Annotated in this window: 23 protein-coding genes and 2 tRNA genes; 13 read left to right on the top strand and 12 right to left on the bottom strand. The window is 65.6% G+C overall.

Annotation, left to right across the window (positions count from 1 at the left end):
- Positions 1-43: 43 nt before the first annotated feature.
- The 3 genes from ASC78_RS03965 (at position 44) to ASC78_RS03955 (ending at position 4197) form a co-directional block, all read left to right on the top strand.
- Complete coding sequence (locus tag ASC78_RS03965) at positions 44-1369, top strand: amidase (protein ID WP_055796703.1); 1326 nt, start codon at positions 44-46, stop codon at positions 1367-1369.
- A 50-nt stretch (positions 1370-1419) separates the two neighbouring features.
- Positions 1420-2673: a D-amino acid dehydrogenase gene (locus tag ASC78_RS03960; protein ID WP_055796700.1), complete on the top strand. Its 1254-nt coding sequence runs from the start codon at positions 1420-1422 to the stop codon at positions 2671-2673.
- A 69-nt stretch (positions 2674-2742) separates the two neighbouring features.
- The gene (locus ASC78_RS03955; protein ID WP_055796697.1) at positions 2743-4197 is read left to right on the top strand and encodes an NAD(P)H-hydrate dehydratase; all 1455 of its coding nucleotides are present in this window, start codon (positions 2743-2745) and stop codon (positions 4195-4197) included.
- Positions 4198-4209: 12 nt separating this feature from the next.
- Here the strand turns inward: ASC78_RS03955 and ASC78_RS03950 are convergent, their stop codons facing one another.
- Both ASC78_RS03950 and rnr read right to left on the bottom strand, forming a co-directional pair.
- Positions 4210-4974, bottom strand: coding sequence for an SDR family oxidoreductase (locus tag ASC78_RS03950; RefSeq protein WP_055796694.1), 765 nt, complete (start codon positions 4972-4974; stop codon positions 4210-4212).
- Positions 4975-5029: 55 nt separating this feature from the next.
- Positions 5030-7309: a ribonuclease R gene (gene rnr, locus ASC78_RS03945; protein WP_055796691.1), complete on the bottom strand. Its 2280-nt coding sequence runs from the start codon at positions 7307-7309 to the stop codon at positions 5030-5032.
- Between the two features lie 80 nt (positions 7310-7389).
- Here rnr and ASC78_RS03940 point away from each other — a divergent pair.
- The 4 genes from ASC78_RS03940 to ASC78_RS27360 all read left to right on the top strand — a co-directional run bounded on the left by ASC78_RS03940 (position 7390) and on the right by ASC78_RS27360 (position 8951).
- Positions 7390-7474: transfer RNA gene (locus tag ASC78_RS03940), tRNA-Leu, on the top strand.
- 487 nt (positions 7475-7961) lie between these two features.
- Positions 7962-8354 (top strand): YkvA family protein, encoded by a 393-nt coding sequence (locus ASC78_RS03935; protein ID WP_055797289.1) that lies wholly within the window; start codon positions 7962-7964, stop codon positions 8352-8354.
- 73 nt (positions 8355-8427) lie between these two features.
- Positions 8428-8706 carry a hypothetical protein gene (locus tag ASC78_RS03930; RefSeq protein WP_055796688.1) on the top strand — a complete coding sequence of 93 codons (279 nt, stop codon included), beginning with the start codon at positions 8428-8430 and terminating at the stop codon, positions 8704-8706.
- Positions 8707-8762: 56 nt separating this feature from the next.
- Positions 8763-8951: a hypothetical protein gene (locus ASC78_RS27360; RefSeq protein ID WP_157634376.1), complete on the top strand. Its 189-nt coding sequence runs from the start codon at positions 8763-8765 to the stop codon at positions 8949-8951.
- A gap of 78 nt (positions 8952-9029) precedes the next feature.
- Here ASC78_RS27360 and rimO read toward each other — a convergent pair whose 3' ends face one another.
- From rimO to ASC78_RS03900, 6 genes are all read right to left on the bottom strand, one after another.
- Complete coding sequence (rimO, locus tag ASC78_RS03925) at positions 9030-10436, bottom strand: 30S ribosomal protein S12 methylthiotransferase RimO (RefSeq protein WP_055796685.1); 1407 nt, start codon at positions 10434-10436, stop codon at positions 9030-9032.
- 39 nt (positions 10437-10475) lie between these two features.
- Positions 10476-11036, bottom strand: a complete 561-nt coding sequence (phaR, locus tag ASC78_RS03920; RefSeq protein WP_055796683.1) for a polyhydroxyalkanoate synthesis repressor PhaR — start codon at positions 11034-11036, stop codon at positions 10476-10478.
- A gap of 84 nt (positions 11037-11120) precedes the next feature.
- The gene (locus tag ASC78_RS03915; RefSeq protein ID WP_055796680.1) at positions 11121-11489 is read right to left on the bottom strand and encodes a hypothetical protein; all 369 of its coding nucleotides are present in this window, start codon (positions 11487-11489) and stop codon (positions 11121-11123) included.
- A gap of 170 nt (positions 11490-11659) precedes the next feature.
- Positions 11660-11736, bottom strand: a tRNA-Val gene (locus ASC78_RS03910).
- Between the two features lie 48 nt (positions 11737-11784).
- On the bottom strand, positions 11785-14028 hold the full coding sequence (locus ASC78_RS03905) for a RelA/SpoT family protein (protein ID WP_082517418.1): 2244 nt from the start codon (positions 14026-14028) through the stop codon (positions 11785-11787).
- A 7-nt stretch (positions 14029-14035) separates the two neighbouring features.
- A complete protein-coding gene (locus ASC78_RS03900; protein WP_055796677.1) occupies positions 14036-14995 on the bottom strand; it encodes an alpha/beta fold hydrolase in 960 nt (319 codons plus the stop codon).
- 66 nt (positions 14996-15061) lie between these two features.
- Here ASC78_RS03900 and ASC78_RS03895 point away from each other — a divergent pair, with 66 nt between their 5' ends.
- Positions 15062-15832, top strand: a complete 771-nt coding sequence (locus ASC78_RS03895) for a 3-hydroxybutyrate dehydrogenase (protein ID WP_055797283.1) — start codon at positions 15062-15064, stop codon at positions 15830-15832.
- 24 nt (positions 15833-15856) lie between these two features.
- Here the strand turns inward: ASC78_RS03895 and ASC78_RS03890 are convergent, their stop codons facing one another.
- Entirely contained in the window at positions 15857-16567 is a 711-nt protein-coding gene (locus ASC78_RS03890) for an SIMPL domain-containing protein (RefSeq protein WP_055796674.1), read from the bottom strand.
- A 57-nt stretch (positions 16568-16624) separates the two neighbouring features.
- The gene (locus ASC78_RS03885) at positions 16625-16987 is read right to left on the bottom strand and encodes a hypothetical protein (RefSeq protein ID WP_055796671.1); all 363 of its coding nucleotides are present in this window, start codon (positions 16985-16987) and stop codon (positions 16625-16627) included.
- 172 nt (positions 16988-17159) lie between these two features.
- Between ASC78_RS03885 and ompR the strand changes: the two genes are divergently transcribed.
- On the top strand, positions 17160-17891 hold the full coding sequence (gene ompR, locus ASC78_RS03880; protein WP_012747691.1) for an osmolarity response regulator transcription factor OmpR: 732 nt from the start codon (positions 17160-17162) through the stop codon (positions 17889-17891).
- Between the two features lie 75 nt (positions 17892-17966).
- The gene (locus tag ASC78_RS03875; RefSeq protein WP_055797280.1) at positions 17967-19376 is read left to right on the top strand and encodes a sensor histidine kinase; all 1410 of its coding nucleotides are present in this window, start codon (positions 17967-17969) and stop codon (positions 19374-19376) included.
- A 1-nt stretch (position 19377) separates the two neighbouring features.
- Here the strand turns inward: ASC78_RS03875 and ispF are convergent, their stop codons facing one another.
- Both ispF and ispD read right to left on the bottom strand, forming a co-directional pair.
- Positions 19378-19866, bottom strand: coding sequence for a 2-C-methyl-D-erythritol 2,4-cyclodiphosphate synthase (ispF, locus tag ASC78_RS03870; RefSeq protein WP_055796669.1), 489 nt, complete (start codon positions 19864-19866; stop codon positions 19378-19380).
- Between the two features lie 61 nt (positions 19867-19927).
- Complete coding sequence (ispD, locus tag ASC78_RS03865; RefSeq protein ID WP_055796666.1) at positions 19928-20641, bottom strand: 2-C-methyl-D-erythritol 4-phosphate cytidylyltransferase; 714 nt, start codon at positions 20639-20641, stop codon at positions 19928-19930.
- Positions 20642-20755: 114 nt separating this feature from the next.
- On the opposite strand from ispD, the gene mfd reads away from it, so the two are divergent.
- The 3 genes from mfd to ASC78_RS03850 are packed head-to-tail and all read left to right on the top strand — an operon-like array spanning position 20756 to position 26009.
- Complete coding sequence (gene mfd / locus ASC78_RS03860; protein WP_055796662.1) at positions 20756-24238, top strand: transcription-repair coupling factor; 3483 nt, start codon at positions 20756-20758, stop codon at positions 24236-24238.
- Positions 24235-24945, top strand: coding sequence for a phosphoserine phosphatase SerB (gene serB / locus ASC78_RS03855; RefSeq protein ID WP_055796660.1), 711 nt, complete (start codon positions 24235-24237; stop codon positions 24943-24945). The genes mfd and serB overlap by 4 nt, the downstream gene beginning before the upstream one ends.
- Positions 24942-26009 carry an Ldh family oxidoreductase gene (locus tag ASC78_RS03850; RefSeq protein WP_055796657.1) on the top strand — a complete coding sequence of 356 codons (1068 nt, stop codon included), beginning with the start codon at positions 24942-24944 and terminating at the stop codon, positions 26007-26009. Before serB ends, ASC78_RS03850 begins: the two co-directional genes overlap by 4 nt.
- Positions 26010-26013: the final 4 nt, after the last annotated feature.

The following is a 26013-nucleotide window of genomic DNA, read 5'->3' as shown; positions in this document are numbered from 1 at the left end:
CACCACTCTCGCAACCGAGCCGTCTGCGCCCACGCACCTACCCATGAACGACCTTCACGCCACCCGTCTGAATCTGTTGGCAGGTGGCACCGATGCACGCACCGAATTGGAGCATGCCATCGGCATCGCCCAGTCTCCGGCCTGCAGCCACGTCTTCACCCGCACGCTGTTCGACGAAGCCCGCCAGCAGGTCGAACTGGCGGCGCCGCAAAGCAGGCTCGCAGGGCTCGCCTTCACCGCCAAGGACCTGTTCGACATCGAGGGCCAACCAACCCCCGCTGGCTCCGTCGTGCTTTCGCATGCCCCGGCAGCCAAGGCCGACGCCGTGGCGGTCGCGCGGCTGCGCGCCGCGGGCGGCGTGCTGACCGGCCGCACCAACATGAGCGAGTTCGCTTTCTCGGGCGTGGGAGTCAACCCGCACCATGGCACGCCGGTCAACGTGAGCGACGCCGCCACGCCGCGCATTCCAGGGGGTTCGTCGTCCGGAGCCGCCATTTCGGTCGCGACCGGGGCGGCTTTCATGGGGCTCGGTTCGGACACGGGCGGCTCGATCCGCATTCCGGCGGCACTGAACGGCATCGTGGGATTCAAGAGCACCGCCCGCCTCGTGCCGGCCGATGGCGCCCTGCCGCTCTCGACCACGCTCGACACGGTCTGCGCCATGACGCGCTCGGTCCGGGACGCCATCGCCGCGCACGAGATCCTCGCAGCCCGCCGTGTGACCGCCGGCGCCGCCTCCCTGGCGGCCTACCGGCTCGCCGTGGTGAAAAACGTATTCTTCGACGGCATCGAGCCCGCGGTGGCCAGCGCCTTCGAGGACGCGCTGCAAACACTGCGCAGTGGCGGTGCCCAGGTCGAGGAAATCGAGCTGCCGGAACTGGCCGAGTTGCAGGCCATCAACGCCACGGGCGGGTTTTCGGCGGCCGAGTCCTATGCCTGGCACCGGCTGCTGCTGGAGCGCAGCGGCGCCGGCTACGACCCGCGCGTCGCTCAACGCATCGTCCGGGGCGCCGGCATGAAGGCGCACGAATACATCGACCTCGTGAATGCCCGGCGCGCGTGGATTGCCCGCATCGAAACAGCGCTGGCGTCCTTCGACGCCGTGCTGTCACCGACGGTGCCGATCACCGCACCCTCCATCGCCAGCGTGGCGCCGGGTGCCGAGCGCGACGACGAATTCTTTCGCATCAATGCACTGCTGCTGCGCAATCCGTCGATCGTCAACATGCTCGACGGCTGCGCCATCTCCCTGCCCTGCCATGCGGCCGGCAAACTTCCGGTCGGCCTGATGGTGTGGCACGCCGCGCTGCACGATGACGCGGTTCTTGCGATTGCCCTGCAAGCGGAACACGCACTGCGAAGACAATAGCTCCACGCCCATCGAAGGGCGTCAGCCATCCCTTCTTACTCAAAAATTCAATGAAAATCGCGATCGTGGGCGCCGGCATCATCGGCGTCACCACCGCCTGGGAACTGGTTTCAGATGGGCATGAAGTCTCCGTGTTCGAGCGTCGCGGCGCCGCCGCCGAGGAGGCCAGTTTTGCGAATGCAGGCGTGGTCGCGCCGGGTTATGTGACGCCATGGGCCGCGCCCGGCATGCGGGGCAAGGTGCTGCGCTCGCTGCTCTCTCCGCACGGCGCCATCAAGCTGCGCTGGCCGCTGAGCACACGCGATCTGGGCTGGATGTCGCGCTGGCAGAAGGCCTGCAAGCTCGAAACCTATCTCGCCAACCGCGCCCGCATGCAGCGCCTGGCGTTCTACAGCCGCACCCGGCTGCACGAAGTGACCGAGGCGCGCGAACTCACTTATGAGCGCAGCGACGGGTACCTCGTGCTGCTGCGCTCCAAGCGCGAGAAGAAACTGGTGCAACCCGGGCTCGAGGTGCTGCGCGCGGCCGGCAGCGTCTTCAAGGAAGTCGACGCCGACGAAGCCCGGCGCATCGAACCCGCGCTCAACGCCGACACGGCACTCGCGGGCGCTATTCACCTGCCCGAAGACGAGGTGGCCAACTGCCGCCAGTTCGCGCAGTTGCTCAAGTGGGAGTGCGAGGCGCTCGGTGCCCAATTTCATTTCAATTGCGACATCGCACCCCTGAGTCGCGCCGACCCCACCTCGATCTCGCTTGCAGGCGGTTCACCGCCGCTGCGCTTCGATGCGGTGGTGGTGTGCGCGGGGCTTGCCTCGGCCCAGTTGCTGCGGCCGCTCGGCCTCAAGATTCCGCTTGCGCCGGTGTATGGCCATTCCATCAGCGCGCCGATTCGCGAATCGCTCAACGCCCCCCGCAGCGCCGTGATGGACGAGCGCTACAAGATCGCCATCTCGCGCCTGGGCCAGCGCGTGCGGGTGGCGGGCAGCGCCGAGATTGGCGGTTCGCTGAGCACGCTGAATGCATCCGCGGTGCAAACGCTCTACAAGGTGCTCCACGACTGGTTTCCCGGCGCCGTCACGCTGCAGTCGGGCGTACAGCAATGGAAGGGTGCACGGCCGATGCTGCCCGACGGCCCTCCTGTGCTCGGTGCCAGCGGCGTGCCGGGCGTGTGGCTCAACCTGGGCCACGGCTCCAGCGGCTGGGCTTTGTCGTGCGGCAGCGCACGCGTAGTGGCCGACCTGGTCGGTGGCCGCGATGCCGGTGTCGACCTCGAAGGCCTTGGCGTCGAGCGGCTCGGCCTCTAGGATTTCAGGCGCCAGAGCGCCATTTATTCAAGCGCTTCATTCATCGTCGCCGAGCGGCAAAATGGCCCGATGCAACGCATCACGTCCGCCACCGCCGCCGATCTGTTCGACATTGTGGCGACGCGGCGCATCGAGCACGCGGCCGCGGCCACCCTGCCCTCCCACACGTTGATGCAGCGCGCGGGCCTCGCCGTGGCGCGGCTTGCCATGGCGCTCGCGCCGCACGCGCGCACGATCTGGATCGCCTGCGGGCCGGGCAACAACGGCGGCGATGGCTTCGAGGCCGCGGCGCAGTTGCAGCGCCGGGGCTTCCAGCCGACCGTCACGTTCGTGGGCGATGAAAACCGCCTGCCACCCGATGCCAAGGCCTCGCTGCAACGCGCGCTCGATGCGGGAGTGATCTTTGCACCGCAGCCGCCTGCCGCCTATGAACTGGCCATCGATGCGCTGCTCGGCATCGGGTCGACCCGGCCGCCCGCCGGCGTCATGGCCGAGTGGCTGCGGCAGATGCATGCAGGCGGGCAACCGGTGCTCAGCGTCGATTTGCCTTCCGGTTTGAATGCCGACACGGGGGTCTGGCACGCAGCCCATCCAGCGGCCGACACCTCGGCTTGCGTGACCTTCCTGACCCTGAAGCCTGGCCTCTTCACGGCCCAAGGCCGCGATGCGGCGGGCACAGTCTGGTTCGACGACCTGGGTTGCAGCAGCAAGGCCGAGCCGCCCGTTGCACGCCTTGCAGGCGCACCAACGAACCGGCCGCGCAGCCACGCATCGCACAAGGGCAGCTATGGCGACGTCGCGGTGATCGGCGGTGCACCTGGCATGGCGGGCGCCGCACTGCTCGCTGGATCGGCCGCGCTGCATGCGGGTGCCGGACGCGTGTTCGTCGGCTTGCTCGACCCCAGTGCAGCCCCAGTTGATTTGGCACAGCCCGAGCTGATGCTGCGAGACGCCAACACGCTCGATCTCACCGGCATGACGGCGGTCTGCGGATGCGGTGCAGGCACAGCCGTGCGCGCGGTGCTGCCGCGCGTGCTGGCGACAGCGGCTGCATTGGTGCTCGATGCCGATGCGCTGAACGCCATTGCGGCCGACAGTGGATTGCAAACGCAACTGGCGTCGCGCGCTCGGCGCGGAAAGCCGACCGTGATCACCCCGCACCCGCTCGAAGCCGCACGCCTTCTGAACTGCACAGCCGTCGACATCCAGGCAGACAGGCTCGCAGCAGCCCGTCAACTGGCGTCCCGCTACGGCGTGGTTGCCGTGCTCAAGGGCTCAGGAACGGTGATTGCGGATGGCAGCGGTGCGCCGCCGGTCCTCAATGCGACCGGCAACGCCAGGCTCGCGACCGCCGGCACGGGCGACGTGCTGGCCGGAATGATCGGCGCCGCGCTGGCGGCGCAAAACCCGGCCTTCGAGGCAGCGCACGAAGCCGTCTGGCGCCATGGCCGCATCGCCGATACGTGGCCGGCCAGTGCGCCGCCGCTGACAGCTGGCGCCTTGGCGCGCCAGGCGCCGCGCTGACCAGGTTTTGCTCTACCCGCGCCCGACGAAGGGCATCTTCGTCGCCATGACGGTATGGAACAGCACGTTGGCTTCCAGTGGCAGGTTCGCCATGTAGAGCACTGACTGGCCCACGATCTTGACGTCCATCAGCGGCTCGATGGCGAGTTCGCCGTTGGCTTGCGGCACACCTTTGGCCATGCGCGCCGCCAACTCTGTCATGGCATTGCCCACGTCGATCTGGCCCACGGCGATGTCGTACTTGCGCCCGTCGAGCGAAGCGGTCTTGGTGAGGCCCTCCACGCCGTGCTTCGTCGCGGTGTAGGCCGCCGAATTGGGCCGCGGTGCCGTGGCCGAAATAGAACCGTTGTTGATGATTCGGCCGCCGCGCGGGGTTTGCGCCTTCATCGTGCGGAACGCCTGCTGAATGCAGAAGAACATGCCGGTCAGGTTGATGTCGACCACGCCGCGCCATTGGTCCGCCGTCCAGTCTTCGAACGGGCCTGGGGGGTTGCCCACGCCAGCGTTGTTGAACAGCAGGTCGACGCGGCCGAAGCGTTCCACCGCGGCGGCGAACAGCGCCTGTACAGATTCGGCGTTGGCCACATCGGTAGGCACCGCGAAGGCCCGAGCGCCGGCGCCCGACTCTTCCGCCACCTGCTCCAGCGGCTCCAGGCGGCGCCCGGCCAGGGTCACGTTCCAACCGTCGGCCAGCAAAGCCAGCGCTGCGGCGCGTCCGATGCCGGTGCCAGCGCCTGTGACGATCGCGATGCGGCCCTTGTTGTTTTCCACGCTCATGTTCAGTGTCTCCTTCTCGGTGTGTCTGTAAGGGATGGGTGCAGTGCGTTGCTCGTCATGCGCGGCGCGGCTTGCGCCCCTTCATCTTGTTGGCGGCCTTTTTGACCGCCGACTTGAAGGCCTGCATGGCCGACTGCGGGCCCACCGCAACGGCGCTCGCGCCGCGCTCGATGCGCGGCTCGGGAACAGCTTCGGCCTTGTGTTCGGCCTTGTGGCGCGAGCTGCGCTTGGCCGATGCCTTGACCGGCACGCCGCCCGCGCCAACGCCCTTGTCCTTCATGGCACGCGCCGTGAGCTCTTCGCCTTCGCGCACCAGGCGGAAATCGATCTTGCGCCCATCCAGGTCGACACGGCTCACCTGCACCCGCACGCGCGTGCCGATGGCATAGCGGATGCCGGTGCGCTCGCCGCGCAGTTCCTGGCGCATTTCATCGAACTTGAAATACTCGCCGCCGAGTTCGGTGATGTGCACCAGTCCCTCAACATACATGGCGTCGAGCGTGACGAAGATGCCGAAGGTGGTGGCCGCAGTGACCACGCCGCCGTATTCTTCGCCCAGATGCTCGCGCATGTACTTGCACTTGAGCCATGCCTCGACATCGCGGCTGGCTTCGTCGGCGCGGCGCTCGTTGGCGCTGCAATGCAGGCCCGCTGCTTCCCAGGCCAGCACTTCCTTGGTTGGCGCGACGGTGGCTTTCTGCGGCTTGGTGGTCGGCGCCTTGACACGCGAAGCCAGCCGCTTGGCCAGCTTGGCATGCGCCTCGCCCGGCGTCGGCAGCATCGGCAGCTGATAGCGCGTCTTGCCGAGAATTGCCTTGATCACGCGGTGCACCAGCAGGTCCGGATAGCGCCGGATCGGGCTCGTGAAGTGGGTGTAGGCCTCGTACGCCAGGCCGAAGTGGCCGCTGTTGATGGGCGTGTAGATCGCCTGCTGCATCGAGCGCAGCAGCATGGTGTGGATCTGTTGCGCGTCGGGCCGCTCCTTGGTGGCGTCGGCAATCGCCTGGAACTCGCCGGGCCGCGGATCGTCGGTAATGCTCAACCCCACGCCCATGGCCTTCAGATAGCCGCGCAAGATTTCCTTCTTCTCGGGGGTCGGGCCTTCGTGCACGCGGAACAGGCCCGGGTGCTTGCCTTCGGCGATGAAGTCGGCGCTGCACACGTTGGCTGCGAGCATGGCTTCTTCGATCAGGCGGTGCGCCTCGTTGCGCGTACGCGGCACGATCTTCTCGATACGGCCCGCGTCGTCGCAGATGATCTGCGTCTCGGTGGTTTCGAAGTCAACCGCGCCGCGCTTGCCGCGCTGCTTGAGCAGTGCCTTGTAGACGTCGGCCAGGTTCAACAGGTCCTTCACGCGGTCTTTGCGCTTGGCCGCCTCGGGGCCACGCGTGTTGCCAAGAATGGCAGCCACTTCGGTATAGGTGAAGCGTGCGTGGCTGAACATCACAGCCGGATAGAACTGGTAGGCGTAGATCTCGCCGTCGGCCGCCACGAGCATGTCGCACACCATGCACAGACGCTCGACCTCGGGGTTCAGCGAGCACAAGCCGTTCGAAAGCTTTTCGGGCAGCATCGGAATAACGCGGCGCGGGAAGTAGACACTGGTGGCGCGGTCGTACGCATCGATGTCGATCGCCGAGCCGGTCTGCACATAGGCGCTGACATCGGCAATGGCAACCAGCAAACGCCAGCCCTTGCCGCGGCCAACCTTCGCGGGCTCGCAATAAACAGCGTCGTCGAAGTCGCGAGCGTCTTCGCCATCGATCGTGACCAGCGGCACGTCGGTCAGGTCGATGCGGCCCTTCTTGTCGGCGGGCCGGACCTTCTCGGGCAACGCCTTGGCTTCGGCCAGGCAATCCGCGGAAAACTCGTGCGGCACGCCGTACTTGCGCACGGCAATTTCGATCTCCATGCCCGGGTCGTCGATCTCGCCCAGCACTTCCTTCACGCGGCCCACGGGCTGGCCGAACAAGGCCGGCGGCTCGGTGAGCTGCACCACCACAACCTGTCCCACCTTCGCGGGACCGGTTGCGCCTTTGGGGATCAGTACGTCCTGACCGTAGCGTTTGTCTTCAGGCGCGACGAGCCATATGCCGCCTTCGTGCAACAGGCGGCCGATGATCGGCTGCTCCGGGCGCTCGACGATTTCGACCACCCGCCCCTCGGGACGCCCGCGCCGGTCTTGCCGCACCACACGCGCCTTGACGCGGTCCTTGTGCAGCACCGCACGCATCTCGTTCGGGGGCAGATAGATGTCGGCTTCGCCGTCGTCGCGCTGCACAAAACCGTGCCCGTCGCGATGCCCTTGAACAGTTCCTTCAAATTCATCCAGCAGACCGCTGGAGTGGCCATTATTTTTGATATGATTCTCTCTTTCCTGAAATTCAAAACATAACTGCTTCGGCAGCTATGTGGGCCCAGATGGCGGAATTGGTAGACGCACTAGTTTCAGGTACTAGCGAGTAACATCGTGGAGGTTCGAGTCCTCTTCTGGGCACCACCCCTACCAAGCTGAAACCCCTGTGAATCATCGATTTACAGGGGTTTTTTCTTTGCCCTGGGAACATGAGCGAGGGATGCTCTCCCTCGCGAAAGCCGATCGCGGCCAAACAAGGCCGATCCGATAGCAAGCCGCCGCGTTCGCACACACCTTCGCTGCCCCGGTTCGGGACCTCTTGCGGGATTGTTTCGGGTGGCACGGATTCGAACAGATGCAACGGGCTTCGTCTTCTCATGAAATGCTGCGGCAACCGCTCAAGGAGAGCGGCTTTCTCGCCATTCTGACGCAGTACATCGACGAATGATCGCGCACAGTCCCAAGAAGCGGGGCAACCAATCAATACACCGTGTTGCCAGTAAAGGTGAACCGCAAACCCAACCTGATGGGCGCGGCGCCGAAGATGATCATGGTTGGATCCGAGTTCGCGGCGGGCTGTCAAGCCGATGTGCACCTTACCACGCGATGCGCTCTGGCAATCTCTACGTTCATGGCCATTTTTCAAAGCATCAAACTGTGGGCGTCGCGCATCAAGCGCGACGCCGTCACGCTCTGGTTTGCCTACCGCCACCCCGGCACGCCCTGGTTCGCCAAGGCGCTTGCAGCCTTTGTCGTCGCCTACGCGCTGAGCCCGATCGATCTCATACCTGATTTCATTCCGATCCTGGGCTACGTCGACGATGCCCTGCTGCTGCCCGCCCTCATCTGGCTGAACATCCGGCTCATTCCGGCCGCTGTGCTGGAGGAATGCCGCGCTCAGGCCGACAAGTGGATGAAAGAACAAGGCACCAAACCCCAAAGCATTGCCGGCGCAGTGATCATCGTTGGCATCTGGCTCGGCCTGGGCGCTGCTCTTTGGGCGTGGTTCAACAGGCACGGTTGAGTCCACTCGCCAAGCTGGACAGATCTTGAAATTACTGTACATTTATACAGTCTTTTCACAAAGGATAACTACCATGTCCAAGCCTGAAGAAACCCCCTCCCCGCGCAACCATGCCTTGGCAGAAGCCCTGGCTTGGATCTCAAGATTCGCCCACGCATGGAAGGCAATCGAACCCACGCCTCACCGGTTGAGCATCGATGGATTCATCATCTGGGGGCCCGTACTTTACGAAAAGCACGGCAAAGATGACCCCGTGGCACTCGCCGCACAGCTGTACGGCAACGCGGGCGAGTACTCCAAATACCTCTATCCAAGCCTCCCGCGGGCCGGTGGCGAAGCGCTTCCGTTTTAGCGAGGGTCGGGGAAGCAAAACCCGGCGCTCAGCACATGTTTTCAAATGGCAAAGTCGTGGCAAAAATCACACTTTTCCACCAAGATGCTTCAGAAAGTAACGCCGAAGCGATGCAAAATGTTACCTTTGGTTTGAGCATTCAAATTAAGGAGCCCATCGTGGTCGCAGCATTTACTCTGATAGCCGGCATGTTTCTTGGAGCGTTGTTCATGAGTCTTCTGGTCATCTCGCGTTCGGATGACTAGGAACAACCGGGCCTTGCCAGCCCCGATCAAGCCTTTGAGAAAAGCCCGCTTCATGCGGGCTTTTCCATTTGGCGGATCTCAGATCGGCAGCGCTATCAGGTCGTGGCCCTCGGCACCCACGACGCGGGCCTTGGTGAATTCACCCACTTTGAGCGTCTTGCTGATTTTCTCGGGCGGCAAGAGGCGCACGGTGCCGTCGATCTCAGGTGCGTCGGCGTAGGTTCGGCCGACCCCGCCTTTTCGGCCCATGCCCGGCGCGGAATCGACGAGCACCTGCATGGTGGCGCCGATGCGCTGCCGCAGTTTGGCGATCGACACCGCTTCTGCCACTTCCATGAATCGGGCCCGCCGGGCTTCGCGCTCGGCCGGCGGCAGCATGCCGGGAATCTCGTTGGCCGTGGCACCCTCGACGGGGCTGTAGGCAAAGCAACCGGCCCGGTCGATCTGCGCCTCGCGGATGAAGTCGAGCAGGTGTTCGAACTCCTGCTCGGTTTCGCCGGGAAAGCCCGCAATGAAGGTGCTGCGGATCACGAGCTCCGGGCAGACCTCGCGCCAACGCGCGAGCCGCTCCAGGTTTTTCTCGCCGCTGGCCGGCCGCTTCATTCGCTTGAGCACGTCGGGGTGGCTGTGCTGCAGCGGCACGTCGAGGTAAGGCAGCACCTGCCCGCTCGCCATCAGCGGAATGATCTCGTCCACGCTCGGATACGGGTACACGTAATGCAGGCGCACCCAGGCACCGTAAGGCTCCGCGATTTCGCCCAGCGTGCGCACCAGCTCGAGCATGCGCGTCTTGACAGGCTTGCCGTCCCAGAAACCGGTGCGGTACTTGACGTCCACGCCATAGGCCGAGGTGTCCTGGCTGATGACCAGCAGCTCCCTCACGCCGCCTTCGAACAGGGCCTTGGCCTCGCCGAGCACGTCGCCGACAGGACGCGACACCAGGTCGCCGCGCATCGACGGAATGATGCAGAAGGTGCAGCGGTGATTGCAGCCTTCGCTGATCTTCAGATATGCATAGTGCCGCGGCGTGAGCTTGAGGCCTGCGATGCCGAAGGTGTTGGGCACCAGGTCGATGAAAGGATCGTGCGGCTTGGGCAGGTTCGCATGGACCGCATCCATGACCTCTTGCGTGGCGTGCGGACCAGTCACGGCCAGCACGCTGGGGTGCATCTGCCGCACCAGGTTGCCGCCCTGGTCGCCGGTCTTGGCGCCCAGGCAGCCCGTGACGATGACGCGGCCGTTTTCCGCCAGTGCCTCGCCGATGGTGTCGAGGCTTTCCTTGACGGCATCGTCGATGAAGCCGCAGGTGTTGACGATCACCAGGTCGGCGCCTTCGAAGGTCTTGGCCGTCTGGTAGCCCTCGGCGCTTAGCTGGGTCAGGATCAGTTCGGAATCGGTCAGGGCCTTGGGACAGCCCAGGCTCACGAAGCCGACTTTGGGGGCAGCCGGCTTGGCAGTACGTTCAGGGGAGGCAACTTCGCTCATATGCCCCTATTGTCCCAGCTATCTGCCAGCGCAGGGATTTCAAGGGCGTTTGATGCCGAATGCGCCCAGAACCTGTTCGGTGTTCTTCTGCATTTGTTCCTGCATTTGCAGGAACACGTTCTTGGACTGCTCGACGTAGTTGCCCATCAACCCCTGGAGCACGGGTGACTGCAAGGTCATGAAGCGCGACCACATCTCGGGCGTGAGGCCTTCGGCCTTGTCTGCAAGCTGGGCCTGCACCTCGGTCATTGCCTGGATGTTCTTTTCCAGATAGGGACCCATGTAGCCCTGCATCGCCTGTCCGTAGAAACGGATGATGTTGGCCAGCACCTGCTCGGTGAACATCGGCGCGCCACCTGCTTCTTCTTCGAGAATGATCTGCAGCAGGATGCTTCGCGTGAGGTCGTCACCGCTCTTGGCATCGCGCACCACGAACTGCGCATTCTGGATGACGAGCTGCTTCACCTCGGTGAGGGTGATGTACGTGGATGTCTCGGTGTCGTAGAGCCTTCGGTTGGGGTACTTCTTGATTACACGTTGCTCCGGCTTGACCCCGGACTTCTTGCTCTGCACTGAGGACTCCTTCACATGGACTCCCATGTCATCCGATCAATTCTAGGTAGCGGTTTTGCTGCATCGCGACAAGGTTTACCCTGACCGCCTGGCGCAACCTGCATTCATCTTTCAGTCGAGCGTTGTCGCGTACTCGGCGCCGCATGCAGCGCAGGCGGCCGTCTCGGGGCGTTCTTCGGTGGCCTCCCTGAAGCGCAGGGGGCTCTTGTGGCCATAGACCACCCAGCAGCGCGGACAGTGCTCGTGGCCGGAGGTCGGCAGATACGCGCGCGCACGCTGTTCGGCGCGCTCTTGCGTCACGGGCATGCCCTGCCGCTGGGCGCGCGCCACTTCGCGCGCAGCCATGGTGTCGGTGCGGCCGCCTGCGTGGTCGTTGATGCCATAGACCGCGCGCGCAAATTCAATGGGGGCTTGCCTGAGCAATGCGGCCAGGCGCTTTTCAGCATGAGCCCGATCAACCAGCGTTGATCGCGTATTCATCAGATCGCTTGTCAAGAAATTTGGAAAAGGTTTGCAGTGCGGCCAAGGTAGCACAACAACGTGGCCATGGTCTTTGTCTGCTTCACCGAAAGGACGATTGAGACACCGGGGAACCCGGTGAAAGCTCTGTTCAACAGACCCGGTGGTTGGCCGGATGTTGGAACAGAAATTGGTAGGCGCGATTGGACTCGAACCAACGACCCCCACCATGTCAAGGTGGTGCTCTAACCAGCTGAGCTACGCGCCTAAGGATGTGTCCGAGAAGCAGCTATTGTAGCAGGAGAAAACGTGCTTTTTAGCGCCGACGTGCAGATCGCACACCGGCAACTGCCGTCACGATGCCGAGCACCTGCGTCAAGCGCGCCGCATCGGTGATCTCCACAGTGAAAGTCATCCACGCCGTGCCCTTGACCGACTGCGTCTGCACACCGATCACGTTCATCTTCTCCCGTGCGAAGACGTCGGAAATGTCGCGCAAGAGGCCTTGGCGGTCCGCCGCTTCCACGGCCACGTCCACCGCATAGACCGGCGCCTCGCCGCCCTTCTTTGCCGCTCCCCATTCGACATCGATCACGCGCTCGCCGTCGCGCGCAGCCATCGTGCGGAAGTTGCTGCAATCGGTGCGATGCACGCTGACGCCGTGACCCCGGGTCACGAAGCCGCTGATGGGATCCGGCGGTGCCGGCTTGCAGCACTTGGCAAGCTGCGTCATCAATGAAGACACTCCCACCACCAACACGCCGCCCTTGCCAGATTTTTCGCTCGCGCGCGGCTTCTTGATCTGCACGCCGTCATCCGGATTGGGCGCGGGCTCCGGCGGGCGCAGCAGCATCTCGATATTGCGCAGCGAGAACTCGTCCTTGCCGACCACTTCGAACAGATGGTCCGCCGACTTGAAGCCCAGCTGCGAAGCGAGGTCCTCGAGCCGCGTCGACGTCTTGCCTTCGCGCTGCAGCAGCTTCTCGACCGCTTCGCGTCCGCGCGCCACGGTCTCGTGCGTGATCTGCGCGTTGAACCACGCGCGCACCTTGGCACGCGCGCGGTGGCTCGCAAGATAGCCCAGCTCGGCATTGAGCCAGTCGCGCGACGGGCCGCCCTCCTTGGCCGCGATGATCTCCACCGTTTGCCCGTTAGAGAGCGGCGTGTTGAGCGGCACCATCGCGCCATCGACACGCGCGCCGCGGCAACGATGGCCGAGCGTGGTGTGCACGGTGTAGGCAAAGTCGACCGGCGTCGCACCCTGCGGCAGCTCGACGATGGCGGCATCCGGCGTCAGTACATAGATGCGATCGTCGAAGAGCCCCTGGCCCTGCGAGCCGCCCGAAAGATCGCGCTCCCATGCCAGTAGCTGCCGCAGCACGGCGATCTTGGCGTCGTACTCTCCGCTCGCCCACACGCCCGCGTAGCCCTTGTGCCCTGCTTCCTTGTAGGCCCAGTGCGCCGCCACGCCGTGCTCGGCATGGTCATGCATTTCTTCCGTGCGGATCTGGATCTCGATCGGCTTGCCGGGCTTGCCGTCGACCATCTCGCGCACCACCGTGTGCAGCGACTGGTAGCCGTTGGGCTTGGGGCGCGCAATGTAGTCGTCGAACTCTTCGTCGATCGGGAGGAAATGCGAATGCACCCAGGCCAGCGCCGCGTAGCAATCTTTCACGTCGGGCACCACCACGCGCAGCGCGAGGATGTCGAACACCTGCGCGAAGTCGAGCGACTTGCCGCGCATCTTCTTCACGATGCTGTAGATGTTCTTCGGCCGCCCCTGCACGATGGCGCGTACGCCCTCGGCCTGCAGTTCGCTTTCGAGCTGCGAGCGCAGCTGCTCGACGTGGCCTTCGCGTTCGACCCGCTTCTCGTCGAGCAGGCGCGCAATCAGCTTATAGGTTTCAGGTTCCAGAAAGCGAAAAGAAAGATCCTCGATCTCCCACTTCACCTGCCAGATGCCCAGGCGGTTGGCCAGTGGCGCAAACACCTGCAGCGACTCGCGCGCCACGCTCTCGGGCGCCGGCTGCTTGCTGGCCGCGGCATGCCGCAGCGTCTGAAGGCGAGAAGCCAGGCGCAGCATCACCACGCGCAGGTCGCGCGAGAACGCGAGCAGCATCTTGCGCACGTTCTCGGTTTGCGCTCCCGCGCCTTCCGACAGGTGATGGCCCTGCGAAGCCGAGCGGGCTTGCTCCTGCACGCGGACCAGCTTGGTGGTTTCGACCGCCAGCGCCGCAAAGTTGTCGCCGAACACCTTGGCAATCACTTCCTGCGGCCGGTTCAGGTGCTGGCAGGCATAGACCAGATAGCTCGCGGCCTGCATGGCTTCGGAGCCGCCCATCTTGGCGACGATGGCCGCCACGGCATCCGCGTGGGCCAGCGTGTTCTCGCCAGTGTCTAGCTTTTCGTCGGCGATCAGCGGCTCGGCAAATGCGCGCGCACGGGCGAGCATGTTCTCCATCACCGGGGTGCGATCGGCCGTGGCGGCTGACAGCGGATAGTCCGCCACGGCCGAATCGGGACTGTGTGCCGTTTGAAGGCTCGAAGAATCGCGCTTCACGCTGCCCTCAATCGAACAGGAAGGATGTGACGACGGACACCTGCGCGGGGTCGACGAAGGTGGGCGCGTGGCCCACGCCTTCGAATTCGACCAGCGCCGCGCGAGGTCCGCGCTGCGTCATGGCCAGCGCCGTTTCGCGCGCCAACAGATCCGATTGGGCGCCGCGCGTCACCAAGGTTTTCGCCTCGATGGCGTCGTAGAGGCTCCACATCACCGCGCCGCCTTGGGCCGCGGCCTCGGGCGTGATGGCGCGCAGCGAGACTGCGATGGACGGGTCGTAGTGAAGCAGAAAGGGACCGGCTTCGGTTCCGCCGGCCTCCTCGGCCTCGACCTTGCGAACACCATCGCCTGTGCGTCGCGACGCCGGCACCACCATGTGCTGCGACAGCGAAAGCCATTGCTCAGGCGTATGCGGACCGAAGCTGGTCGAGATCGCCCACATGGCGTCGGCTGCTTCCTGCACCGTTGCATAGCGGCCGCCCTGCCCCACGTAGCCGCCAATGCGCTGGATGGCCGCGGCCTCGACCGTCGGGCCGACGTCGTTCACGATGAAGCGGCGGATAGGCCGAGGTAGCGGCAATTGCTTGTGGCCGGCCAGCACGAAACCGATGAGTCCGCCCATGCTGGTACCCAGGTAGTCGAGCGTCTCGATAGGCTGTTCACGATGCAGTTGCGCCAGCAGCGCCACCATGTCGGCCGCATAGACCGGCACCTGGTAGAGCGCCGGATCGCGCAGCCAGTCGCTTTGGCCGCGCCCAGCGACATCGGGGCAGACCACGCGCACGTTGCCGCCGGCGCGCGCCACGATGGCCTTGGCCAGAACGTCGAAATCGCGCCCCTGGCGGGTCAGGCCGTGCACGCACATCACCACATGCGCACTGCGCGCGCTGCCCCATTGCCAATAGGCCATGCGATGACCGCCCTGGGGGTCGTCGCACGCCACGTAATGAAGCGTCGGTTCTGTCATGAAAACGAAGTCGTCCTGGTGCGGATAATGTCTCGTCCATCCTAATTCATTCGGAGATTGAACTTCATGCTCAAAGGCAAAACCGCGCTTGTCACGGGGTCCACCAGCGGCATTGGCCTTGCCATTGCCGAGGCCCTTGCACAACAAGGCGCACACGTCGTGCTCAACGGTTTCGGCGATGCCGAGACGCCCAAGGCCCGCATCGAAGCGCTCGGCGTGCGCGCCGAATATCACGGCGCCGACATGAGCAAGCCCGACCAGATCGAGGACATGATGAAGTTCGCCGCGTCCAGGTTCGGCCGCGTCGACATCCTCGTCAACAACGCCGGCATTCAGCACGTGGCCAAGGTCGAGGACTTTCCGCCGGAGCGCTGGGACGCCATCATTGCAATCAACCTCACAAGCGCGTTCCACACGACGCGGCTCGCGATTCCCGCCATGCGCGAAGCCAATTGGGGACGCATCGTCAACATCGCGTCGGCCCACGGGCTCGTCGCTTCGGCGCGGAAGTCTGCCTATGTAGCGGCCAAGCACGGCATCGTCGGCTTCACCAAGTCGGTGGCGCTCGAAACCGCGACCACCGGCATCACCAGCAACGCGATCTGCCCAGGCTGGGTGCTGACGCCGCTGGTTCAAAAGCAGATTGACGACCGCGCGGCACGGGACGGCATTTCGGCCACCCAGGCGCAGAACGATCTTCTGGGAGAGAAGCAGCCCTCACTGCAGTTCACCACGGTCGAGCAGCTCGGCGGCCTGGCGGTGTTCCTGTGCTCGCCGGCGGCCGACCAGGTCCGCGGCGTGGCCTGGCAGATGGATGGCGGCTGGACCGCACAGTAAGAAAGAGAAAGAAAGAAGCGGGAGCTACTTGAGCTGCACCGACCCCGACACGTTCACCACCACACTGGTCTTCCCAGCTTCCACCGGCACCGGCGCGTCGGGGGAAAAGGATTTGGCCGATGCGGCCATGACGCGCGGCCGGATCGGGCCGCTGTCGTTCGCGTTCACCGCGACCTCGCGCAGCGTGTAGCCCGCAAAGCCGAAGCCCTTGGCCAGCTCGGTCGCCTTCTGCTTGAAGTTTTCAATTGCGATGGTCTGGGCCTCGGTTTCGCTTTTGGCGCGCTGCTCGCGGCTCAGTGCAAAGCCGACGTTGCCGACGTTGAGCGTGGTGATGCGGCCCGCGGTCTGCGTGATGCGCGGGAAGTCGCGGCCCTCGAGCACCATTTCGGCCGAGCCCTGCCAGCCGTTGATCTTTCCTTCCCGGGTGTAGCGCGGCGACAGGCTGAAGTTGCCGGTGCGCACGTCGAGCTGCCCGGGCTGGGCATTCTTCTTGGCTTCGGCCAGCGCGGAATCCACCGCGGCCTTGAGCTGCGACTGGACCGTGGCGGCATCGACGGCGTCGCGCGTGGTGGTGAGCGTCATGCTCAGCAAGTCCTGCTGCACTTCGACCGTGCCCGACGCAGTGAGCTGCAGCACGTTCTGCGGCGGCGGGGTCATGCTCTGAGCCGTGGCGCTGCCTGCGGCCGCTGCCGCGGCCAAGGCGGCGCAGGCCGCGATCCAACTGATTTTCTTCAAGACGAGTTACCCCCTGGATTGGTATGCAAGAAACGCAGAAACGCGCGCCGCGCCGCCTTAGCGGCGCTGGCTGCGGGGCAAGGTCAACGCGCGGGCCGCCGACATCGGCGGCGACGGCGCGATTCGCTCGGCCGGCTGCGATTCTGCCGAATTCATTGCCCTGGGGGGTGTGCCGGGCGGCGTCCACTGGCCGCGCACCTGCTGCCGCAATTCGAAGAGTTCGGCGGCCGTCAGGCGCCTGCCGGCCGCCGCCTCCTCCCGCCGGATCTCGGCGCGCTGCGCCGCGCGGTGAGCCGCCACCGCCTCGCGCACCTCGCTGCGGCGCGAATCCCCAACCTTGAGGAATTCGTCAGCCGTGGCCCATGTGGAGCCGCAGCTGCAGGCAACGAGGATCGGCAACGCGGAAAGGAGGGTTCTCATTGAGCAGAAGTCATAGGACAAGTGGACTTTGCCACCGCTGGACAAACGGCGGATGGCTAGACAGCTAGCGACCGCAAGTTTTGTAACTTAGTGTCAAACCATAAGTAAAACTGGCTCAGCGACGGCTCAACGCCTTCAGAATCGACGCTGTTACAAATTCAACGTTGTAGAAATGACTCAAGTTCCCGCTCGCACCGACAAGATCGTGATCGTCGACGACGACGCCCGCATCCGCGACCTGCTTCGCCGCTACCTGACCCAGGAAGGTTTCGAAGTGATCGTGGCCGAGGACGGCAAGGCGCTCAACCGCATCCTGTTGCGCGACACGGTCGATTTGATCGTGCTCGACCTGATGATGCCCGGCGAGGATGGCCTTTCGGTCTGCCGCCGCCTGCGCGCCGCCAACGACCGCACGCCGATCATCATGCTCACCGCCAAGGGCGAAGACGTCGACCGCATCGTCGGTCTCGAAGTCGGCGCCGACGACTACCTTGGCAAGCCCTTCAACCCCCGCGAACTGCTGGCGCGCGTGCACGCAGTGCTGCGCCGACGCCCGCCGCTGGAGGCGCCCGGCGCGCCTTCCACCGAGAACGAAACCGTCACTTTCGGTCCGTTCGCCTTCGACCTCGGGTCGCGCACGCTCAAGAAGGACGGCGAAGAGCTCTCTCTCACCACCGGCGAATTCGCGATGCTGAAAGCGCTGGTGCGCCACCCGCGCCAGCCGCTTTCGCGCGAAAAACTGGCCCAGCTGGCACGCGGCCGCGAATTCGAGCCCTTCGACCGCAGCCTCGACGTGCAGATCTCGCGCCTGCGCAAGCTGGTCGAGGCCGACGCCGCGGCGCCCCGCTACATCCAGACGGTGTGGGGCGTGGGCTATGTCTTCGTGCCGGACGGCACGGCCTGACGACATCCCGAGGTGGCCATCGGCCTGAATTCAGCCAGACCCAGCCCAGCCCAGGAGGACGGCGCCCAGGTCACGATGCCGAGCCCTCTGGAGGGCGCCGGCCAGCGTGACCGGCGACCGGGCCTGAAGCTCGGCTTCAGCCTTTTCTGGCGCACGTTTTTCCTGCTCGCGCTGTTGCTGGTCGGCTGCACGGTCGCCTGGCTGCAGACCTTTCGCTCACTCGAGTACGAGCCTCGCGCCATCCAAACGGCGCACCAGATCGCCTCGCTCGTGAACCTCACGCGCGCCGCGCTGGTGTATTCCGACGCGATCACGCGGGTGTCGCTGATCAAGACGCTGGCCGACCAGGAGGGCGTGCGCATCCTGCCGCGCGAACCCAACGATCGCTTCCAGCCCTACACCAGCGGCGCGCTCGACCAGCGCGTGACCGAGGAGCTGATCGACCAGCTCGGCGAGGGCACCACCGTGGCCAGCCGCGTCAACGACGAGCCCGGCCTTTGGATCGGCTTCACCATCGAAAGCGACGCCTACTGGCTGCTGCTCGATCCGACCCGCTTCAGCCGCGTGGGTGGCCGCACGTGGCTGGTCTGGCTCAGCACTGCCATGGCCCTGTCCCTGGCCGGTGCGGCGCTGATCACCCGGCTCATCAACCTGCCGCTCAAGCAGCTGTCGCGCGCCACCATGCAGGTGCGTGAGGGCGAGTACGAGGCGCACCGGCTCGACGAAAGCGCGCGCACCAACGAGATCCGCGCGGTCAACATCGGCTTCAACCGCATGGCCGACCAGCTCGCCAAGATCGAGCAGGACCGCGCCATCATGCTGGCGGGCATCTCGCACGACCTGCGCACCCCGCTGGCGCGCCTGCGGCTGGAAACCGAGATGAGCGTGGCCGACGAGGACGCGCGCGACCACATGGCGGCCGACATCGCCCAGCTCGACGCCATCATCGACAAGTTCCTCGACTACGCTCGGCCCGACCATGTCGATCCCAAGCCCGTGCTGCTTCGCGACGTGGTCGATGCCTGCACCTATGCCGTGCAGGATTACGAAGAAATGAAGATCCGGGTCGACGTGCCGTCCGACCTTCGCGTGCTGGGCGACGAAGTCGAACTCACCCGCGTGATCTCCAATCTGGTGGAAAACGCGCGGCGCTACGGCAAGACGCCCTCCACCGGCGTGGCCGACGTGGTGATCCAGGCCCAGGCCAACAACGACGCGGTGCTGATCAAGGTGCGCGACCACGGGGCGGGCGTCGATCCCGCCCTGCTCTCGCAATTGACCAAGCCGTTCTTCCGGGGTGACGTGGCGCGCACATCGGCCGCCGGCGCCGGCCTTGGCCTGTCGATCGTGGCCAAGAACATCGAGCGTATGGGCGGCACCTTTGCGCTCACCAGCACGCCGGGACGCGGCCTGGCGGCGCACATCCGCATGCCGCGCGCCATGCCAGAGCCCAGGCCCATGGAAGCCCCCGGCCGTCGCGCCTGATTCAGCGGTGCAGCAGCACCACCGCGCGGGCTTCCATTGCGCGGCCTTCGCCGACCGGGCCAAGCTTTTCGGCCGTCTTGGCCTTCACGTTGACCTGGTCGGGCGCAAGGCCCAGAGCCATTGCAATGCGCTGGCACATGGCCGGAATGTGCGGGGCCAGCTTCGGCGCCTGCGCGATCACCGTGCTGTCGACGTTGCCGATCTCCCAGCCCGCGGCACGCACGCGGCGCGCCGCCTCGCCAAGCAGCACGGCCGAGTCGGCGCCGCGAAACTGCGCATCGGTGTCGGGAAAATGCCGTCCGATGTCGCCCAGGCCCGCCGCACCCAGCAATGCGTCGGTGATGGCATGCAGCAGCACGTCGGCGTCCGAATGGCCCAGGAGGCCGGTGGTGTGCGGCACATCGACACCGCCCAGGATCAGCTTGCGTCCCGCCACCAGTTGGTGAACGTCCCAGCCCTCGCCGACGCGGATGTTGAAAGGTGCGCTCATTGGGTAACCTCCGTGCTACGCACTGCGGCGCGAGCCCCCTTCGGAACGGCCGGGCGGGGGCTCATGCCCTGGCCTTCTTGCGGCCCAGCAACACCGCTTCGGCCAGCGCAAAGTCTTCCGGATAAGTCACTTTGAAATTCTGCGCGCTGCCAGGCACCAGCAGCGGCGCGAGACCGATGGCCTCGATGGCGCCGGCTTCGTCCGTCACCGCGTCGCCAGTGCGCTCCAGCGCATCGAGCAGCATGCCGATGCGAAACATCTGCGGCGTCTGGGCCAGCCACTTGTCGGCGCGCGGCAGCGTCTGCGACACCCGGCTACCGGCGGACGACACCTTGAGCGTGTCGGCCAGGCGTTGGGCCAGCAGGCCGCCGACGGCGTCGTGTTCGCAGGCCGCGATCAGCGCCTCGATCTGGCTCGACGTGACCAGGCAGCGCGCCGCGTCGTGCACCAGCACCCAGTCGTGCGCCCCGGCCCCTTTCTGCCGCAGCGCCGCCAGGCCGTTGCGCACCGTGGCTGCCCGCGTGACGCCCCCCACCTGCAGCAGGAACTCGCCCGTAGCCGGAAAGCGCGGCAGCGCCGCCTGCACGTCGCGGTCGTCCGGCGCCACCACCACCGCCAGGCCGGCAAAGCGGCCTGCCAGCGCACGGAATGCCTCCACCGTGTGAGCCACCAAGGACGCACCCGCAAGACGCTGGTATTGCTTGGGCTGCGCGCCACCCGCGCGGTGGCCGGAGCCGGCGCAAGGAATCAGAACGAAAAGACGGGAGGAAGACATGGGCTCCGGCACCGGGCAGCGGCCGGCAAGCGAACAAGGGGCCGCCATTCTAGAATCGACCATCTCACACCCCTCGCCAGCGGCGCGGGGTGTTCTGCATTTTCAAAGCGTTCCATGGACCTCCCCCACCTCACGGCGGGCAAGCGATTCACGCTGCCGCGTCCTCCTTTGTCGGCCGATGCCTTGATGCTGGCGCAACTGGGCATGCGCGAGAAGGCCGCGGGCCGCGCCACCGCGGTGTTCACGGCAGACGCCAACGACGCCCAGCGCCTGATCGACGAGATGGCGTTCTTCGCGCCGGACCTGCGCTGCGCCCTCTTCCCCGATTGGGAAACGCTGCCCTACGACAGCTTTTCCCCGCACCAGGACCTGATCAGCGAGCGGCTCGCCACGCTCTGGCGCATCAGCCAGAAAGAAGCCGACGTGGTGCTGGTGCCCGCCACCACCGCGCTCTACCGGCTGGCGCCGCCCGCCTTCCTGGCCGGCTACACCTTCCACTTCAAGGCCAAGCAGAAGCTCGAGGAATCCAAGCTCAAGGCCCAGCTCACGCTGGCCGGCTACAGCCATGTGACGCAGGTGGTGAGCCCGGGCGAATACGCGGTGCGCGGCGGCCTCATCGACCTGTTTCCCATGGGCTCGCCGGTGCCCTTTCGCGTCGACCTGTTCGACGACGAGATCGACTCGATCCGCACCTTCGACCCTGACACCCAGCGCAGCCTCTACCCCGTGCCCGAGGTGCGCCTGCTGCCGGGTCGCGAGTTCCCGATGGACGACGACGCCCGCGCACGCTTTCGAAGCCGCTGGCGCGAACTGCTCGAGGGCGACCCGACCAAGAGCCGCATCTACAAGGACATGGGCAACGGCGTCGCCACCGCCGGCATCGAGTACTACCTGCCGTTGTTCTTCGACGAAACGGCCACGGTGTTCGACTACTTCGGGCCCGATGCCACCGTGGTGCTGCACGGCGATCTCGAACCCGCCTTCCAGCATTTCTGGCAGGACACCAATGAGCGCTATCGCTTGGTGCGCGGCGACCCCGAGCGGCCGGCGTTGCCGCCCGATGCGCTGTTCCTCAATGCCGAGCAGTTCTACCAGCGGGCCAAGCCGCATGCGCAGCTGGCCATTCGGGGCGACATCGCCACCGACACGCCCTACGCCGAATTCGACAAGCTCCCGCCCTTCGCGGTGGTGCGCGGCGCCGAGGACCCGCTGGTCGGCCTCAAGGCCCACATCAAGGCCACGCCACACCGCGTGCTGCTGATTGCCGAAAGCGAAGGCCGGCGCGAGAGCCTGCTCGACTTCCTGCGCGCCAGCGGCGTCAGCCCACCGGCCTTCGACTCGCTGGCCGAGTTCGAGGCCTCGAACGACGAAAAGATCGGCATTGCCACTGCGGCGCTGGCCTCGGGCTTCGCGTGGCGCGAACAGGGCATCGACCTTGTTACCGAGACTGAGCTCTTCGCCACCGCGCCCACCACCCGCCGCCGCAACAAAAAGCAGGAACAGGTCAGCGACGTCGAGGCGCTGATCAAGGACCTTTCGGAGCTGAACGTGGGCGACCCGGTGGTCCACACCGCGCACGGCATCGGCCGCTACCGCGGGCTGATCCACATGGACCTGGGCCAGGGCGTCGATGCCGAAGGCAAGCCGCTGCTGCAGGAAATGCTGCACCTGGAGTACGCAGACAAGGCTACGCTCTACGTGCCCGTTTCGCAGCTGCACCAGATCAGCCGCTACACCGGCGTCAGCGCCGACGAGGCGCCGCTGCACAAGCTGGGCTCCGGCCAGTGGGAAAAAGCCAAGCGCAAGGCGGCCGAACAGGTGCGCGACTCGGCCGCCGAACTGCTCAACATCTACGCTCGCCGCGCCGCGCGCCAGGGCCATGCGTTCCGCTTTTCGGCCGCCGACTACGAGGTGTTCGCCAACGACTTCGGCTTCCAGGAAACGGCCGACCAGAAGGCCGCGATTCACGCCGTGGTGCAGGACATGATCTCGCCGCAGCCGATGGACCGGCTGGTCTGCGGCGACGTGGGCTTCGGCAAGACCGAGGTCGCCCTGCGCGCCGCCTTCATCGCGATCACGGGCGGCAAGCAGGTGGCCTTCCTCGCGCCCACCACGTTGCTGGCCGAGCAGCACTACCAGACGCTGGTCGACCGCTTCGCCAAGTGGCCGGTCAAGGTGGCCGAAATGAGCCGCTTCCGTTCGGCCAAGGAAATCACCGCGGCCGCCAAGGGCCTGGCCGAAGGCACGGTCGACATCGTGGTGGGCACACACAAGCTGTTGTCGCCGTCGATCAAGTTCAAGAACCTGGGCCTGCTCATCATCGACGAGGAGCATCGCTTCGGCGTGCGCCACAAGGAGGCGATGAAGGCGATGCGCGCCGAGGTCGACGTGCTCACGCTCACGGCCACGCCCATTCCGCGCACGCTGGGCATGGCGCTCGAAGGCCTGCGCGACCTGAGCGTGATTGCCACCGCGCCGCAGCGGCGCCTGGCCATCAAGACCTTCGTGCGCAATGAAGGCACCGGCGTGATCCGCGAAGCCGTCCTGCGCGAACTGAAGCGCGGCGGGCAGGTGTACTTCCTGCACAACGAGGTCGAGACCATCGAGAACCGGCGCCAGAAACTCGAGGAGATATTGCCCGAGGCCCGCATTGCCGTCGCCCACGGCCAGATGCCTGAACGCGAGCTGGAACGCGTGATGCGCGACTTCGTCGCGCAACGCTACAACCTGCTCCTGTGCTCGACCATCATCGAGACCGGCATCGACGTGCCCACCGCCAACACCATCGTGATGAGCCGCGCCGACAAGTTCGGCCTGGCGCAGCTGCACCAGCTGCGCGGCCGCGTCGGGCGATCGCACCACCAAGCCTATGCCTACCTGATGGTGCCGGACACCGAAGGCTTGACCAAGCAGGCGGCCCAGCGGCTCGACGCCATCCAGCAGATGGAAGAGCTGGGCTCTGGTTTCTACCTCGCGATGCATGACCTGGAAATTCGCGGCACCGGCGAAGTGCTGGGCGAGAACCAGAGCGGCAACATGATGGAGATCGGCTTCCAGCTCTACAACGAGATGCTGAGCGAGGCCGTGCGCGCGCTCAAGGCCGGGCAGGAGCCCGACCTGCTCGCGCCGCTGTCGGTCACGACCGAAATCAACCTGCATGCCCCCGCCCTGCTGCCCGACGACTACTGCGGCGACGTGCACCTGCGCCTGTCGTTCTACAAGAAGCTGGCCACTGCGAAGACGCCCGACCAGATCGACACGCTGCTGGAAGAGATCGTCGACCGCTTCGGCAAGCTGCCGCCGCAGGCGCAGACGCTCATCGACACGCACCGCCTGCGCGTGCTGGCGCGGCCCTATGGCGTGGTCAAGGTCGATGCGGCCCCGGGCGTGATCCACATCACGTTCAAGAAGGATCCGCCTGTCGATTCCATGGCCATCATCCATCTGATCCAGAAGAACAAGCACATCAAGCTCGCCGGCAACGAGAAGCTGCGCATCGAGCGCGAACTCAAGGAACCGAAGGAGCGCGCACAGATGGTGCGCGACGTGCTGCGCAGCCTCGGCCAACCGATCGTCAAGGAACCCGTCCCCGCATGAGCGCTACAGAAATTTCTCCCGGTCTCGTCGTCCAGCGCGTGAAGGCGCCGCTGGCGCTCGCCGACTTCAAGCTGATCGCGTTCGACATGGACTCGACCCTGATCAACATCGAATGCATCGACGAGATCGCCGATGCCGTCGGCAAGAAGGCCGAGGTGGCCGCCATCACCGAAGCCACGATGCGCGGCGAGATCAAGGACTTCAAGGAAAGCCTGCGCCGCCGCGTGGCGCTGCTGAAAGGCGTGCCGGTCGAGGCGCTGCAGCAGGTGTACGACGAACGGCTGAAGCTCAATCCGGGCGCGGCCGAATTGGTGGCGGCCTGCAAGGCGGCGGGGCTCAAGGTGCTTCTGGTGTCGGGCGGCTTCACGTTTTTTGCCAACCGCGTGAAAGACCGCCTGGGCATCGACTTCGCGCGCTCGAACCTGCTCGACGAGGCCGATGGCCAGCTCACCGGCCAGTTGGTGCAGCAAAGCTGGGGCGACATCTGCGATGGCGCCGAGAAGCGCCGCACGCTGCTCGAAGTCGCATCGCTCATGGGCATTTCGCCGCAAGAGACCATTGCCGTGGGCGACGGCGCCAACGACCTGCCGATGATGGGCGAAGCCGGCCTCTCCGTGGCCTACCACGCCAAGCCCAAGGTGCGCGAACAGGCCATGGTGGCCATCAACGAAGGCGGCCTCGACCGCTTGCTGGAGATTTTGAAATGACTGACGACACCCCCCTGCTCTACAGCGCAGACGCACTCAGGGATTACGGCAGCGCCCTGCTGCAGAAGGCCGGCCTCGCCGCTTCAATGGCGGACAGCGTCGCCCGCACACTGGTTGAAGGCGACCTGCTGGGCCACGACACCCACGGGCTCGCGCTGCTGGCCGGCTATGTGAAGGAAATCGAATCCGGCGGCATGACGCGCGACGGGGCGCCCGAGGTGCTGTCGGACCGCCCGGCCGCCGTGCTGTGGGACGGCAAGCGCCTGCCCGGTCCCTGGCTCATGGACCAGGGCCTGGACCTGCTGCTGCCGCGCGCGCGCGAGCTCGGCACCGCCTCGCTCGTGATCCGCCGCAGCCACCACATCGCCTGTCTCGCGGTCTACATGCTGCGTGCGCTGCAGGAAGACATGCTGATGCTGCTGGCGTGCTCCGACCCCAACGCCGCGAGCGTCGCGCCCTTCGGCGGAACGCAGGCCGTGTTCACGCCGAATCCGCTGGCGATGGGCTTTCCGCTGTCGCAGGGTGGCGTGATGGTCGACATTTCGGCTTCCATCACCACCAACGGAATGAGCAACCGGAAGCGCGCGGCCGGCGAGACCTTTGCCGAGGAATGGCTGATCGACGCCACCGGCAAGCCGTCGAACGACCCGCAGGTGCTGTTCGACCAGCCGCCCGGCACGCTGCTGCCGGTCGGAGGCTTGAGCCACGGCCACAAGGGCTATGGCATGGCGCTGCTGGTGGAGACGCTGACAGCCGGCCTCGCGGGCCATGGCCGGGCCGATCCGCCGGAGGGCTGGGGTGCGACGGTGCACATCACGCTGCACGACCTGAATGCTTTCGGCGGCAAGGAGGCGTTTCTCCGCCAGATGGACCATGTGGCGGCGCAGTGCCGCAACAACACACCTATCGATCCCGCGAAGCCCGTGCGCCTGCCCGGCGAAGGCGGCTTGAAGCGCCGCGATGCGCAATCGAAGAACGGAGTGCGGCTGCATCCGTCGATTGCGCGTGCGCTGCACGATGCGGAGCAGCGCCACGGGCTGCAACTGGCCCAGGCGCTGATGTGAAGGG

Origin of the sequence: Variovorax sp. Root318D1 (assembly GCF_001424835.1) — a bacterium.
Lineage (GTDB): Bacteria > Pseudomonadota > Gammaproteobacteria > Burkholderiales > Burkholderiaceae_C > Variovorax.
Note: the sequence above shows the minus strand (reverse complement) of the source record. Positions and strands in the feature narration are given on the sequence as shown.

Excerpts from the sequence above, each read along its gene's own strand:
- ASC78_RS03965 (WP_055796703.1), top strand. The coding sequence starts at position 44 with ATGAACGACCTTCACGCCACCCGTCTGAATCTGTTGGCAGGTGGCACC.
- ASC78_RS03960 (WP_055796700.1), top strand. The coding sequence starts at position 1,420 with ATGAAAATCGCGATCGTGGGCGCCGGCATCATCGGCGTCACCACCGCC.
- ASC78_RS03955 (WP_055796697.1), top strand. The coding sequence starts at position 2,743 with ATGCAACGCATCACGTCCGCCACCGCCGCCGATCTGTTCGACATTGTG.
- ASC78_RS03950 (WP_055796694.1), bottom strand. The coding sequence starts at position 4,974 with ATGAGCGTGGAAAACAACAAGGGCCGCATCGCGATCGTCACAGGCGCT.
- ASC78_RS03935 (WP_055797289.1), top strand. The coding sequence starts at position 7,962 with ATGGCCATTTTTCAAAGCATCAAACTGTGGGCGTCGCGCATCAAGCGC.
- ASC78_RS03930 (WP_055796688.1), top strand. The coding sequence starts at position 8,428 with ATGTCCAAGCCTGAAGAAACCCCCTCCCCGCGCAACCATGCCTTGGCA.
- rimO (WP_055796685.1), bottom strand. The coding sequence starts at position 10,436 with ATGAGCGAAGTTGCCTCCCCTGAACGTACTGCCAAGCCGGCTGCCCCC.
- phaR (WP_055796683.1), bottom strand. The coding sequence starts at position 11,036 with ATGGGAGTCCATGTGAAGGAGTCCTCAGTGCAGAGCAAGAAGTCCGGG.
- ASC78_RS03915 (WP_055796680.1), bottom strand. The coding sequence starts at position 11,489 with ATGAATACGCGATCAACGCTGGTTGATCGGGCTCATGCTGAAAAGCGC.
- ASC78_RS03900 (WP_055796677.1), bottom strand. The coding sequence starts at position 14,995 with ATGACAGAACCGACGCTTCATTACGTGGCGTGCGACGACCCCCAGGGC.
- ASC78_RS03895 (WP_055797283.1), top strand. The coding sequence starts at position 15,062 with ATGCTCAAAGGCAAAACCGCGCTTGTCACGGGGTCCACCAGCGGCATT.
- ASC78_RS03885 (WP_055796671.1), bottom strand. The coding sequence starts at position 16,987 with ATGAGAACCCTCCTTTCCGCGTTGCCGATCCTCGTTGCCTGCAGCTGC.
- ompR (WP_012747691.1), top strand. The coding sequence starts at position 17,160 with ATGACTCAAGTTCCCGCTCGCACCGACAAGATCGTGATCGTCGACGAC.
- ASC78_RS03875 (WP_055797280.1), top strand. The coding sequence starts at position 17,967 with ATGCCGAGCCCTCTGGAGGGCGCCGGCCAGCGTGACCGGCGACCGGGC.
- ispF (WP_055796669.1), bottom strand. The coding sequence starts at position 19,866 with ATGAGCGCACCTTTCAACATCCGCGTCGGCGAGGGCTGGGACGTTCAC.
- ispD (WP_055796666.1), bottom strand. The coding sequence starts at position 20,641 with ATGTCTTCCTCCCGTCTTTTCGTTCTGATTCCTTGCGCCGGCTCCGGC.
- mfd (WP_055796662.1), top strand. The coding sequence starts at position 20,756 with ATGGACCTCCCCCACCTCACGGCGGGCAAGCGATTCACGCTGCCGCGT.
- serB (WP_055796660.1), top strand. The coding sequence starts at position 24,235 with ATGAGCGCTACAGAAATTTCTCCCGGTCTCGTCGTCCAGCGCGTGAAG.
- ASC78_RS03850 (WP_055796657.1), top strand. The coding sequence starts at position 24,942 with ATGACTGACGACACCCCCCTGCTCTACAGCGCAGACGCACTCAGGGAT.